Here is a 13,503-nt window from a genome sequence, read left to right as displayed (position 1 = left end):
CTCCTGATGTGATGGTCGGCGCCGTCGGCACCTAGGTGGTGACCGGCTCGACGACCGCGGTGGCCAACGGTGTGCTGGATTTCGCGGCCACCCGCCGCAACCCGGGCGACACGACGATTCGCCCCAGCCAGGCGAAGCTGACCTCGAGGACGATGGCGAGGACCGCGACGAGGACTGCGCCGCCCGCCATTTCGGCGAAGTTCGCCTGCGCGCGGCCGTCGAGGATGAATCGGCCGAGGCCCTGCAGCCCCAGATACGCGGCGATGGTGGCCGTCGAAACGATCTGAAGCGTCGAGCTCCTGACCCCGGAGATCATCAGGGGTAGGGCACAGGGAAGTTGAACTCGGAGCAGAATCTGACGTTTGGTGAAGCCCATTCCGCGGGCGGCGCCCACAGCGTCGGGATCCGCACTCTGAATACCGGCATAGGTGCCGGTGAGGATCGGCGGAACCGCCAGCAGGACAAGCACGACGACGGTCGGCAGCACGTAGACGAACTGGCCGCTGACGACCGGTGAGATGACCAGAAAGAGCAGCACCAGAAGCCCCAGCGACGGGAGCGCCCGCAACGCGTTGGCGAGGCCGGCGACCAGCGCTTCACCTCTGCCGGTATAGCCGATGAAGATGCCCAGCGGAACCCCGATCGCCAGGGCGAGTAGCAGTGCGACGCCCGAATACAGGAGGTGGTAGCTGATCTGGGTGGGGATGCCGTCCGAACTCGTCCAATTGGTCGGATCGGTGAACCAGCCGAGGATGTTCACGAGGTGACCGTCCTTTGCCGCCAGGGGGTCAGCAGTTTGTTCAGCCAGATGATCAGGCCGTCGAAGACGACGGCGAGCACGACGCACAGCACGACGCCCGTGACAAGCGGAACGTAGAGCCGCAACTGAAAGCCCTGGGTGAACAGCGACCCGAGCTGGGGGATTCCCAGCAGGGCGGCCATGGTCACGATGCTGACGTTGGAGACCACCGCGACCCGCAGTCCGGCCGCGATCACAGGTACGGCGACGGGCAGCTCGACCAGCACAAGTCGTTGCCAGCCGCGGTATCCCATCGCCTCGGCGGCGGCAACGGTGTCGTGCGACACCGAGCTGAGGCCGTCGGCCACCACCCGGACCAACAAGGCCAGGGTGTAAAGCGTCAGCGCGACAACGATGTTGACCGGGTCGAGGATCTTCGTCCCCAGGATCACCGGCAGGATGATGAACAGGGCAAGCGAGGGAATGGTGTAGAGCAGACCGGCCGTCCCCACGATGGCCGCGTACCCCCTCCCCGACCGGTGCGCCCACCACCCCAGCGGCAGCGCGATGAGCAGGCCGAGAACCGTGGGCGCCAACGTCAGCCAGATGTGGCTGATGGTCAGCTCCACGATGCGATCGATATTCGACGAGATCCAGTTCATGCCGTCTTGACCCCCCGGTCGCTTCGTTCCTGCCCGCCGCCCGACCCTGCTTCCTTGGCGCGCCTGATGGCCTCGATGATGTCGTGATCGGTGGCGGTGCCGAGCAGTGCTCCGGAGTCATCGGTGATCACACAGCGGCCGCTCGGGCTCGACAGTGCGGAGTTGAGCAGGTCACGCAGCGGATCGTGCCGGCTGGCCGACGTGCCGCTGAGGTTGACGTCGCTGTCCTGCACGTGGTCAGCGTCGACGGCCCCGGTGTCGACCCATCCGATGGGCGCTCGACTCGCGTCGACGGCCAGGACCCACCGTCCGTGGGCAGCCGGGATTTCGGATACCGCCTGTCCCACCGTGATCGTCGGCTCATCGGTGAGCTCGAGCTGACCGTCACAACGGTGGAACCCCAGCGCTCGATAACCCCTTGCGGACCCGACGAAGTCGGCCACGAATGCGTCGTTCGGCGCCGCGAGCAGCTCGGCGGGGGTGGCGGCCTGTGCCAGGGTGCCGCCCTCCCGCAGCACGACGACTTGATCGCCCAGCTTGAGGGCCTCGTCGATGTCATGGGTGACCATCACGATGGTCTTGGAGATATCGGCCTGCAGGCGCAGGAATTCATCCTGCAACTGACTTCGAACGATGGGATCGACGGCGCTGAACGGTTCGTCCATCAGCAGGAAGGGTGGATCGGTCGCCAACGCACGCGCGACGCCGACCCGCTGCTGCTGGCCGCCCGACAGCTGCCACGGATACCGGCTGGCGAACTTGGCGTCGAGACCGACACGTTCTAGGAGTTCCATTGCTGCCGAACGCGTTTCCTTTTTCTTGCCGCCGAGCAGTCGGGGCAGGGCGGCCACGTTGTCCACCACGGTGCGGTGGGGAAACAGCCCGGCGTTCTGGATGACGTAGCCGATCCGGCGGCGCAGGGCGACCCTGTCGAGGGTCTTGGTGTCGACCCCGTCGAGCTCGATCGTGCCCGACGTCGGCTCGATCAGCCGGTTGATCATCCGCATCGAGGTCGTCTTGCCGCAGCCCGACGGGCCGACCAGTGTGGTGATCTTGCCCTTCGGTGCGGTCAGCGTCAGTTGGTCGACGGCGACGGTCCCGTCGGGATAGACCTTGGAAACCTTGTCGAATGTGATCATGACTGCCTTTCCGGAAGGCTGCGACTAGCGGGGCTACTGAGTTGGGCGGAAGTACCCGCCGCGGCAGAGACCAGCATCTTGCCGTACCGCTTGGTCTCCGACGCCGTCAGCCGATAGGTCGGAATGACCAGGCTCATCGCTGCCACGATTCGGGCTTGGGAATACACCGGGCTGGCGATCGCGGTGACATCGGCCTCGACACCGCGCTTGATCACGATGTACCCCTTGTCGGAGATCTCACCCCGCAGCGCGTGGCCGGCGGCGGAGGCGTCGAGCGGGACGGTTCGGCCGACCCAGCTGGTGTGCCGGACCGAGTGGGTTCCCTCGACGATGCTGATGTACAGCGCCGTGGCACGGTGGCCTTCGACGCTGAGGTAGGCGGACTCACCCGTCTGCGCCACCAGATTCTCCATCGCCGGCCTGGCGATGGACACCAGCGACTCGTTGCTCAAAGCCTGGGCGCCGAGCTGGATGATGCGACTTCCGGGCCGGTACGTTCCGACGTCTTCCCTGGTGACGAATCCCGTGGTCTCCAGCGTGCGCAGCAGGCGAAGGGCGGTGCTGGGCGCCAGGTCGCATTCCCGTGCACTGTCGGCCAGATTCACGCCGCCGCGCTCGCAGATCGTAGCGAGCAGCGCCAGCGCGCGTTCCACGGTTCGGGTGGACGGCTCGGCCACCATGACGTCCTCTCCGGATTGCCGCTGGATAAAAATTGGTTTTCATCTAGCGAAATCCTCGGATATGGAGAGAGGATAGAGCCTGCCGCTCGTCGGCGATAGAGATCGAGGAGAATTTCCATGATTGAGTTGGCCGGAACCGGCCGGATCTCCGATGTCGTGACGCTTGCGGATCGTCGTGACCAGGTGTCGGTTTCACCGGCGGTCGTCGAAGCGGTCGGCAATGCGCACAAACTTGCCGCCGATCTCAGCGCTCGATTCCCCACCTACGGGCGGACCACCGGGGTGGGCGCGAACCGCATCACGCCGGTGCCGGCGGACGACCCGGAGTACGGGATGCGACTGCTGCGCAGCCACGCCGTCGACGCCGGCGATCCGCTTCAGGACAGAACGGTCCGGGCGATGCTGGCGACCCGACTGGTGCAACTGTGCGTGCCGGGCGCCGGCCTCGAGCCCAGGATCCTGACGGGGCTCGAGCGGATGCTCAACGACGATGCCCTGCCCGAACTCCTGCAGTACGCGTCCATCGGAACCGGTGACCTGGCGGCCCTGGCGGGGACGGCGTTGACGTTGGTGGGTGAGCGGACCGCGACGGCGCCGTTGACTCCGATGGAGCCGTGGAGCGCCGACAGCGCGCTGCCGTTCATGAGCAGCAGCGCACTGACCGTCGGACGCGGCTGCCTTTCGTTGGATGAGCTCACCCGGCTCGAACGCGCATCCAGCATCATCTACATGCTGAGTTTCCTGGCGCTCGACGGCAATCCGTCGGCCTTTTCGGCAACCGCTGCGCGGGCCGCTGCCGCCCCGCACGTGGAGGACATCGCAGCGCGACTGCGGTCACTGTTCGCCGGTGACGGCCGGACCGACTCCCGCGCCGCCCGCATCCAGGATCCGTACGGGCTCCGCGTCTATCCGGTCGCTCACGCAAGCGTTGTCGCGTCGCTGGATTCCCTTGGCCGGCAGTTGGAACGAACGTTGAACGCGGCGCAGGAGAATCCGCTGTTCGACCTGGAGAACGACGAGGTCGTCCATCACGGCGCCTTCTACCAGGCGTCGTTGTCGCTGGAGCTGGATGGAACCACCCTGGCGTTGGCGCTGACCTCCCCCATCACGCATTCCCGGATCAGAATGCTCAACGATCCGGATACGAATGGGCGCAATGCTTTTCTGGCGGCCGGTCCTGAGGGGTCGTCCGGGCTCATGATGGTCGAGTATGTGGCTGCCGGCGCGATCGCCGAGATCCGTGCCGCCGCACAGCCGGCGTCGGTGGGGACGCTTGTGCTGTCGCGGGGCGCCGAGGAGGACGCCACCTTCGCGCCTCAGGGCGCGCTCCAGCTCGAGCGGTCGGTCGCCGCGTACCGCGTTCTGCTCTGCTGCGAACTGGTGGGCGCGGTGAGGCTCCTGCGGCAGCGTTGGCTGGACGAGTCGTTCACAGGAGTACTCGCCGAAGCGCTCGCGCTGGCCGCCGGTCTTCCCCGCAACGACGACGACAGGGACCTCCGCGGCGACATCGCGCAGGCGGAGTTGCTGCTCGACGACCTCGGCCGGCTCATCCCGGATTCCGAGTAGTCAGGCCAGCTGACCGACGACGCCCTCCGCCGCGGCGACGAGTGAGCCGTCACGGGCGAGGCCGACCAGGGCCTCGATCTCGGGCGCGAGATACCGGTCGGCGCCACGGCCTGCGACCCGCGCACGCACGACCTCGATGACCGCCCCTGTCGCCGGGGCCGGCGCCAACGGGGCGCGCATGTCGATACCCCTTGCCGCGGTGAGGATTTCGATGGCCAGCACGCGAGTGAGACCGTCGACCGCCTTGCGTAGTTTGCGGGCCGCGGACCAGCCCATCGACACGTGATCTTCCTGCATCGCCGACGAGGGAATCGAGTCGACGCTGGCCGGGTTGGCCAGGCGCTTGAGTTCGGAGACGATCGCCGCCTGGGTGTACTGCGCGATCATGTGGCCACTGTCGACGCCGGGGTCGTCGGCGAGAAACGCATTGAGACCGTGACTGCGGGAGGGGTCGAGGAAGCGATCGGTGCGGCGCTCGCTGATGCTGGCCAGGTCGGCGACGACAATGGCGAGAAAGTCCAGCACATAGGCCACCGGGGCGCCGTGGAAGTTCCCGTTCGACTCCACCGTTCCGGCATCGGTGATGACGGGATTGTCGATGATGCTGGCCAGTTCCCAGTGCGCGACGTTGCGGGCGTGCGCCGCCGTGTCACGTGCGGCACCGGCCACCTGTGGCGCGCATCGCAGCGAGTAGGCATCCTGAACCAGCGGGCAGTCCGGTCCACTGTGGCTGGCGACGATGGGCGAGTCCGCCAGCATTCGGGTGATGTTCGCCGCCGCGACCGCCTGACCGGGCTGCGGCCGCAATGCCTGCAGATGTGGCGCGAAAACCTTGACCGTGCCGAGTAGTCCCTCGACGCTCATCGCCGCGGCGATGTCGGCCAGGACCAGCAGCCGGTCCAGGTCGGCCAGCGCCAGGACCAACTGCCCGAGCATCCCGTCGGTGCCGTTGATCAGTGCCAGGCCCTCCTTCTCCGCGAAGGTGATGGGCTCGAGGCCGTGCGCGGCAAGCGCTGCCGATGCCGGCGCAAGCTCGCCGTCGGCGGTTCGCACGTTTCCCTCCCCCATCACCGCCAGTGCCACATGCGCCAGCGGAGCGAGGTCTCCGGAACAGCCGAGGCTCCCGTACTCGTAGACCACCGGGGTAAGCCCCGCCGACAGCAGTTTCGCGTAGGCCTGGGCAACCTCAGGGCGTACCCCGGTACGGGCGGTGGCCAGGGTCGACAACCGCAGCAACATCATCGCCCTGATCACCTCCCGTTCCACCTCGGGACCCGAGCCTGCGGCATGAGAACGAATGAGGCTGCGCTGCAGCTTGGTTCGGAGATCCTGTGGAATATGCCGGGTAGCGAGGGCGCCGAACCCGGTGGAGATGCCGTAGGCCGGCGTCGGGTCGTCGGCGAGCGCTTCGATCCTGGCGCGACTCGCGGCGACAGCGGCAAGCGCATCGTCGGCGATCACTACGGGCGCATTCTCACGCGCCACGCGAACCACGTCGTCTTCGGAAACAGGACCGGTACCCACGACAATCGGAGTCATTCGACGATTGTGCACGCCGCCGTGCACCGGCCAGCGGGTATTGCCGGGAGGTGGGTTAGCCTGGCTCGGGTGAGCAGCACTGCGGACGCGAGGAGCAAAAAGACAGGAGCAGCACTGCGCGCCGGCATCCCGCCGTTCTACGTGATGGACGTGTGGCTGGCCGCGGCCGAGCGGCAGCGCACCCATGGCGACCTGGTGAACCTGTCGGCGGGCCAGCCGAGCGCGGGAGCGCCGGGACCCGTGCGGGAGGCCGCGGTGGCCGCCCTGAACCGCAACCAGCTCGGCTACACGGTCGCGCTCGGTATCCCCGAGCTGCGATCCGCGATCGCCGCGGCGTATCTGGGCCGTCACGGGCTCGCCGTGGACCCTGACGACGTAGTGGTCACGACCGGCTCATCGGGCGGGTTCCTGCTGACGTTTCTGGCGTGCTTCGACGTCGGCGACCGGGTGGCCATCGCCAGCCCCGGCTATCCCTGTTACCGCAACATCCTCGCTGCGTTGGGCTGTGAGGTGGTCGAGATTCCATGCGGACCCGAGACGCGGTTTCAGCCGACAGTGCAGATGCTCGCCGATCTCGACCCACCGGTGAAAGGTGTGATCGTCGCGAGCCCGGCGAATCCGACCGGGACCGTCATACCGCCCGACGAGCTCGCCGCGATCGCCGCGTGGTGTGCCGCGTCGGACGTCCGGCTGATCAGTGATGAGGTCTATCACGGCCTGGTCTATCCGGGTGCGCCCGCGACCAGCTGTGCGTGGACAACCTCACGAGATGCCTTGGTGGTCAACAGCTTCTCGAAATACTTCGCGATGACGGGGTGGCGGCTCGGCTGGCTGTTGGTGCCCAGCGAGCTTCAGCGCGCCGTGGACCGCCTGACGGGGAACTTCACCATCTGTCCACCGGCGCTGGCCCAGCTGGCCGCGGTCGCGGCGTTCACGGCCGAGTCGGTCGCCGAAGCAGATGCGCTGCTGCATCATTACGCGGCGAACCGCGGGCTGCTGCTGGACGGTCTCCGGTCGATCGGCATCGACCGATTGGCACCGACCGACGGCGCGTTCTACGTCTACGCCGACGTGGTCCCACCTGACCACGGATTCGCTGTCGTTCTGCTCGAAACTGCTGGCCGACACCGGCGTTGCCATCGCCCCCGGGATCGATTTCGACACCGTACGAGGCGGCGCCTACGTGCGACTGTCGTTCGCCGGGCCGACAAGCGATGTCGAGGAGGCGGTCCGCCGCATCGGCGGCTGGCTGCGGGTTCGAAGGGGTCGTTGACCCAGGTGCACCAGCGGCTGGTGCTGGGTTGGCCGCCTATGAACAACACCCGGGTTCGGCGCATGTGGTTACGCTATGTGCGGTTGGCGATCTCCTGGCGCGAGCGCGGTTACTTACTCAAGAGTGGGCTACAGGTCAGGGCAATGGTGCGCAGGGATGACGCTCGTGCCCAACGGCTTCGCGATAACGGTGTCGAAGTTGTATTCGGCGACTTGCTGACTTTCCGCGATGTTCGCGCGGCGCTCGACGGTGTGCAGCGTGCCTATTTCAACTTTCCACTCGGCGAAGGACTCGTCGAAGCGGCGGTCATGTTCGCCCAGGCCGCCAAGGAAGAACGCCTTGAAGCGATCGTGAACATGTCACAAATCCAATCGTGCCCTCAGGCCCGCAGTAAGGCGACGCAGAACCATTGGCTCTCCGAGCAGATCTTCGGTTGGTCAGGAGTCCCGACCACCAATCTGAGGGTCACGTTCTTCATGGAATGGCTGACCTACATCGCCGAGCTGATCCGATCCGGCCGTTACGTCATGCCCTTTGACGCTGACAGCCGCTTCGCTCCGATCGCCGGACGAGACATCGCATTGACCGCTGCGACCATTCTGGCCGAACCCGAGCAGCACGGCGGCCGCGTCCACACCTTGACCGGACCCGTTGAATACAGCCACCTGGAACTAGCCGCAGAGGTCAGCCGCGTCCTCGGGAAGGACCTCCCGTTCGAGCAAGTCACCGTAACGACGTTCCTGGATCTGATTGGCATACCTGATGACACGGCCAAGCTCAGGCACTTCGAGGCCGTGACAATCGACCAACAAGAGGGACGCCTGGCCGGCGTCAGCTCTGCAGCACCGACTATCATTGGGCGCCCCCTCAGCACGGTCGAGGACTTCATCGACGAACATCGCGCGTTGTTCGACCTCGACTACGCGATGACAACCGTCTGACCGCGTCGCGCCGACCTAGACCGCCTCACGCCCGTCATAACTAACCCCTCAACAGTCGTGCGGGCGGCCAAACGGCGAACGCCACCATCACCGAAACCGCTGTAAGCCCACCGATCCAACTTTCAAATGGCTCTGGAGACGCGGACCCCGATGACGAATCCTGATCTGCTGCGTGCCTTCATTCCTTATGCGCAGAGCGGGATTCGAGACGAACTGGCGTCGCGGACACTCGCCATGCTCGACGCGCGGCGGTCGAGCGGTGGATCACCGTAGCGATCCGCACCCCGAGAGCCTCCAGCTCGTCGAGAACAAGCCGGCTGCACCACCGCGGCGGCATCACCACCACCGGACCCCCAGCCCAGCTGTGCGTCACCGACAACACCGGCCGCACCCTCACCCCCGGATCGCTGGCCCGCCCCCCAACCCAACCCCCACCCGCAGTCCCACCCTGTCCGGGACCCACCGGCGAACGCGCCCACTGGTGGTGGTATCAACCCTTCCAACCCCAACCACCACCCACACCCACCTAGCTTCAACCACCGGCGACGTGTCGTACGCGGCAGCCAGTTGCGTCGCGGCCTGCAGCGCCGCCGCACCGGGCACCACGAAGGCTGCCGCGTGCGCGTTGCTCACTTTCCGCGATGTTCGCGCGGCGCTCGGAGGTGTGCAGCGTGCCTACTTCGACTTCCCACTCGGCGAAGGACTCGTCGAAGCGGCGAGCAGATCTTCGACTGGTCAGGAATGCCGACCACCAATCTGAGGGTCACGTTCTTCATGGAATGGCTGGCCTATGTCCGTGGCCATGAAAAGGTCTCCACTAGTGGCCCTGGCCGGCGTCCTCGGTGATTCTCGCTGCGCCACAACGCTTTCGCGTCAGCGACTAGTGTGGGCGTCTCCGCCGGCGTGGTCTCGACCCGCCGGCCCGGGCAGTCCGGCCGGCCTAGCGCTTCTGGTCGGCGTACCAGTCCAGCAGGTCCGGGTCGTCGACGGCGCTGCGTTCCACCACACGGGCCGGGTCCGCGCCCTGGAACAACTTCTTGATCGGCACTTCGAGCTTCTTGCCGGTGCGGGTGTGCGGGACACCCGGCGCCACGATGATCTCGTCGGGGACGTGGCGCGGCGACACCTCTTCGCGGATGGTCCGCTTGATCCGGTCGGCGAGGTCATCGGTCAGCGATGCGTCACCGGCCAGCACGACGAACAGCGGCATCCAGTAGCCGCCGTCGGGTTGTTCGGTACCGATCACCAGCGCCTCGGCGATCTCGGGCAGTCGCTCGATCGCTTGATAGATGTCGGCGCTGCCCATCCGGATGCCGTGGCGGTTCAGCGTGGAGTCCGAGCGGCCGTGCACAATGATGCTGCCGTGATCGGTGATCGTGATCCAGTCACCGTGCCGCCAAACCCCCGGGAACATTTCGAAATATGCTGCGCGGTAACGGCTTCCGTCGGGGTCGCGCCAGAACGCGACAGGCATGGACGGCATCGGCTGGGTGATCACCAGCTCACCCACTTCGCCGCGCACCGGATTTCCGGACTCGTCCCAGGAGTCCAGCGCGACGCCGAGGTAGGGAGCCGACAACTCGCCCGGCCACACCGGCACGGTCGGCACGCCTCCGATGAACGCGGACACCACATCGGTCCCGCCGCTGATTGACGCGACCTGCACCCCGTTGCCGACGTTGTCACGCAACCACAGTGACGACGACGACGGCAGTGACGATCCGGTGATGCCCACCGTTCGCAGCGCGGACAGATCATGCTCCCGGCGCGGCACCGCGCCGGCCTTGGCACACCCGAGCACATATCCCGGGCTGGTGCCCAACACGGTGGCCCCGATGCGGGCGGCGATCTCCCAGAGGGCGTCGGGCCGCGGCGCAGACGGGCTGCCCTCGTAGCAGACGATGGTCGCTCCGACCAGCAGCCCGGCGACCTGGAAATTCCACATCATCCAGCTGGGGCTGGTGTACCAGAAGAAGGTGTCGTCGGGACCGATATCACCTTGCAGAGCAAGCGCTTTCAGATGTTCGAGCACCACACCGCCGTGCCCGTGCATGATGCCCTTGGGTAGCCCGGTGGTGCCGGACGAGAACAGCACCCAGAGGGGATGGTCGAAGTCGACGGGCTCGGTGTGCAGTTCGGCCGGGTCGAGCCGTCCGGCAAGCTCGGCCGTCGATGCCGTGGCCCGCAATGTCGGCAGCCCCGCCTGCAGCGCCGCGATGTCGTCGCGCTTGTCGTGCGTTTTTCCGCCGAAGGTGTAGCCGTCGACCGTCACCAGCACGACGGGTTCGAGCTGGCCCAGCCTGTCCAGCGCGGCCTTGGCGGAGTAATCCTGCCCGCACGCGCTCCAGACCGCGCCGATGCTGGCCGCCGCCAGGAATGCGATGACTGCCTCGGGGATGTTCGGCAGGTAGCCCACCACCCGGTCGCCCGCGGTGACCCCGAGCGTACGCAGGTGTCGTGCGAAAGCCGCCGTGCGGCCCAGTAGTTCGGCCCAGGTGATCCAGCTGGTCGAACCGCCTTCGGCGACATGGATGATCGCCGGCCGGTCCGTGCGCGCGTTGCGGATCACCTGATCCACGTAGTTCAGCCGGACGCCCGGGAACCAGCGCGCACCGGGCATCTGGGCGTTCTCGAGCACGACGTCGGGTCGGTCACCGAGGTCGAAGTACTCCCATAGCAAACCCCAGAATGCCTCGGGATGGTCGACCGACCATCGCCACAACGACCGGTAGTCGCCGACGGGCGCGCCGGCCCGCTCCTGCGCGAAACGCGCGAAGTCGGTGATCCTGGCCCGGGCGATGCCCTCCGGCGTCGGCTCCCACTGGGGTGATTCGACTTCGTCGCTCACCGGGCGCTCCACCCACCATCCATGGTGTAGGACGCCCCCGTCACCATTCGGGCAGCCGGCGAGGCCAGCCAGCCGACGAGGTCGGCGACTTCTTCCGGTTCGACCAGTCGCTTGATGGCGCTCTCCTTCAGCAGGATGACCTCGACCACCTGATCCTCGGGGATACCGTGTGTCCTCGCCTGATCTGCGATCTGTTTGGTGACCAGGGGTGTCCGCACGTAGCCCGGGTTGACGCAGTTGCTCGTCACATCGTGCGGTCCACCCTCGAGCGCCGTCACCTTGGACAGTCCTTCGAGCGCATGTTTGGCGGTGACATAGGCGACCTTGTATTCGGAGGCGCGGATGCCGTGCACCGAGGAGATGTTGATGATGCGGCCGTACCCCTTGCGGTACATGCTCGGCAGCGCCGCGCGGATCAGCAAGAAAGGCGCCTCGACCATCAGCGCCAGCATGGTCCTGAAGCGGTCGGGCGGGAAGTCCTCGATCGGGGCGATGCTCTGCACGCCGGCGTTGTTGACCAGGATGTCGGTCTCCAGGTGCAGATTCTCCAGCGAGTCGACATCGAGAAGGTCCACCGCCCAGGCTTTTCCGCTGATGTCGCCGGCCAGCGCCCTGGCGCCGGCCTCGTCGATGTCGACGACCGTGACCGCCGCACCGCGGCGGGCGAGCTCTCGGGCGCAGGCCGCTCCGATGCCGCTCGCGGCGCCGGTCACCAGCGCGGTGAGTCCATCCAACTCCGTCATACGACCCCACTCTTCGCTAGTTCCTCGCGGTCCCCCTCGTCGAGCTCCCCCAAGTCCATTCCGTCCGTCTCGCGCATGAACAGCGCCGCGATCAGGGTGAGCACCGAGGCCCCGGCCAGATACACCGCGATCGGTACCGAAGAATCGTAGACGTCGAGCAGTTCGACGGCGACGATCGGCGCCAAAGACCCTGCGACGATCGACGTCACCTGATACCCGAGAGACACACCGGAGTATCGCATCCGGGTCGGGAACATCTCAGCCATTATGGCGGGCTGGGGCGCGTACATGCAGGCGTGAATGACCAGCCCGATGATGATGGCCGCCATGATGACGAGGTAGTTGGCACTGTTCATCATCGGGAAGGCGAAGAAGCCCCACGTGCCCGCGGCGATCGCGCCGACGATATACACCGGACGCCGCCCGATACGGTCGGACAGCCGTCCCACCTGGGGGATGACCAGGAAGTGCACGGCATGGGCGGCAAGGAGCCACCAGAGGATGTCGCCCGTGTCGGCGCCGACCTGGACCTTGAGGTACGTGATGGAGAAGGTGACCACCAGGTAATACATGATGTTTTCGGCGAAGCGCAGCCCCATCGCGGTGAAAACTCCACGCGGGTAACGCTTCAGCACCTCGACGACACCGTACGAGACGGCCTTGACCCGCTCGACCTCTTCCTGTGCCGCCAGGAAGATCGGCGCGTCGGTGACCTTGGTCCTGATGTAGTAGCCCACCAGCACGACGACTGCCGAGAGCCAGAAGGCCACCCGCCATCCCCACGCCAGGAACGCGTCGTCCGACAGCGTTCCGGTCAGCACCAGGAGCACGACGGTGGCCAGCATGTTGCCCACCGGCACCGCTGCCTGCGGCCAACTCGCCCAGAACGCACGGCTCTGGTTGGGACTGTGCTCGGCGACCAGCAGCACCGCACCGCCCCACTCGCCACCGACGGCAAAACCCTGAATGAACCGGAGTATCACCAGCAGCGCCGGGGCCCAGTAGCCGACTTGCCCGAACGTCGGCAGACAGCCCATCAGAAAGGTTGCGACGCCCACCAGCAGCAGGCTGAACTGCAGTAGCTTCTTGCGACCGTACTTATCACCGAAATGTCCGAAAATCACACCGCCGAGCGGACGGGCCAGGAACCCGACGAAATAGGTGAGGAACGCCGCGAGGATGGCGTCGAGTTCGTTGTCGCTCGGAGCGAAGAACACCTTGCTGAAGACCAGGGTTGCCGCCGTCCCGTAAAGGAAGAACTCGTACCACTCGACGACCGTGCCGGCCATCGAGGCGGCGACGACTCGTTTCAGCCCGGTCGTGATCGGACCCGATTCACTTCCGGTGGCCCGGGTAATGCTGGTCATCCTGAC

Annotated in this window: 11 protein-coding genes and 1 pseudogene; 4 read left to right on the top strand and 8 right to left on the bottom strand. The window is 66.4% G+C overall.

Annotated features, from left to right (window positions below; genetic code table 11):
• Positions 1–31: 31 nt before the first annotated feature.
• The 4 genes from ACVWWN_RS08795 to ACVWWN_RS08780 are packed head-to-tail and all read right to left on the bottom strand — an operon-like array spanning position 32 to position 3,220.
• On the bottom strand, positions 32–760 hold the full coding sequence (locus tag ACVWWN_RS08795) for an ABC transporter permease (RefSeq protein WP_457143547.1): 729 nt from the start codon (positions 758–760) through the stop codon (positions 32–34).
• Positions 757–1,401 (bottom strand): ABC transporter permease, encoded by a 645-nt coding sequence (locus ACVWWN_RS08790; RefSeq protein ID WP_457143546.1) that lies wholly within the window; start codon positions 1,399–1,401, stop codon positions 757–759. The genes ACVWWN_RS08795 and ACVWWN_RS08790 overlap by 4 nt, the downstream gene beginning before the upstream one ends.
• The gene (locus ACVWWN_RS08785) at positions 1,398–2,540 is read right to left on the bottom strand and encodes an ABC transporter ATP-binding protein (RefSeq protein WP_457143545.1); all 1,143 of its coding nucleotides are present in this window, start codon (positions 2,538–2,540) and stop codon (positions 1,398–1,400) included. The genes ACVWWN_RS08790 and ACVWWN_RS08785 overlap by 4 nt, the downstream gene beginning before the upstream one ends.
• Positions 2,537–3,220 (bottom strand): IclR family transcriptional regulator, encoded by a 684-nt coding sequence (locus ACVWWN_RS08780; RefSeq protein ID WP_457143544.1) that lies wholly within the window; start codon positions 3,218–3,220, stop codon positions 2,537–2,539. The genes ACVWWN_RS08785 and ACVWWN_RS08780 overlap by 4 nt, the downstream gene beginning before the upstream one ends.
• 117 nt (positions 3,221–3,337) lie before the next feature.
• Here ACVWWN_RS08780 and ACVWWN_RS08775 point away from each other — a divergent pair, with 117 nt between their 5' ends.
• On the top strand, positions 3,338–4,786 hold the full coding sequence (locus ACVWWN_RS08775) for an aromatic amino acid lyase (protein WP_457143543.1): 1,449 nt from the start codon (positions 3,338–3,340) through the stop codon (positions 4,784–4,786).
• On the opposite strand, the gene hutH is transcribed toward ACVWWN_RS08775, so the two are convergent.
• A complete protein-coding gene (hutH, locus tag ACVWWN_RS08770) occupies positions 4,787–6,325 on the bottom strand; it encodes a histidine ammonia-lyase (RefSeq protein WP_457143542.1) in 1,539 nt (512 codons plus the stop codon).
• Between the two features lie 69 nt (positions 6,326–6,394).
• On the opposite strand from hutH, the gene ACVWWN_RS08765 reads away from it, so the two are divergent.
• From ACVWWN_RS08765 to ACVWWN_RS08755, 3 genes and pseudogenes are all read left to right on the top strand, one after another.
• Positions 6,395–8,539, top strand: coding sequence for an aminotransferase class I/II-fold pyridoxal phosphate-dependent enzyme (locus ACVWWN_RS08765; protein WP_457143541.1), 2,145 nt, complete (start codon positions 6,395–6,397; stop codon positions 8,537–8,539).
• A gap of 126 nt (positions 8,540–8,665) precedes the next feature.
• Positions 8,666–8,812 (top strand): hypothetical protein, encoded by a 147-nt coding sequence (locus ACVWWN_RS08760; RefSeq protein WP_457143540.1) that lies wholly within the window; start codon positions 8,666–8,668, stop codon positions 8,810–8,812.
• 41 nt (positions 8,813–8,853) lie between these two features.
• Positions 8,854–9,069: pseudogene (locus tag ACVWWN_RS08755) on the top strand (hypothetical protein); the annotation flags it as partial.
• A gap of 410 nt (positions 9,070–9,479) precedes the next feature.
• On the opposite strand, the gene ACVWWN_RS08750 reads toward ACVWWN_RS08755, so the two are convergent.
• The 3 genes from ACVWWN_RS08750 to ACVWWN_RS08740 are packed head-to-tail and all read right to left on the bottom strand — an operon-like array spanning position 9,480 to position 13,497.
• On the bottom strand, positions 9,480–11,387 hold the full coding sequence (locus ACVWWN_RS08750) for an acetoacetate--CoA ligase (protein WP_457143539.1): 1,908 nt from the start codon (positions 11,385–11,387) through the stop codon (positions 9,480–9,482).
• A complete protein-coding gene (locus ACVWWN_RS08745; RefSeq protein WP_457143538.1) occupies positions 11,384–12,130 on the bottom strand; it encodes a 3-hydroxybutyrate dehydrogenase in 747 nt (248 codons plus the stop codon). Before ACVWWN_RS08745 ends, ACVWWN_RS08750 begins: the two co-directional genes overlap by 4 nt.
• A complete protein-coding gene (locus ACVWWN_RS08740) occupies positions 12,127–13,497 on the bottom strand; it encodes an MFS transporter (RefSeq protein ID WP_457143537.1) in 1,371 nt (456 codons plus the stop codon). The genes ACVWWN_RS08745 and ACVWWN_RS08740 overlap by 4 nt, the downstream gene beginning before the upstream one ends.
• Positions 13,498–13,503: the final 6 nt, after the last annotated feature.

Source organism: Mycobacterium sp. URHB0021 (assembly GCF_054057895.1).
This window is presented reverse-complemented; position numbering and strand designations above follow the sequence as displayed.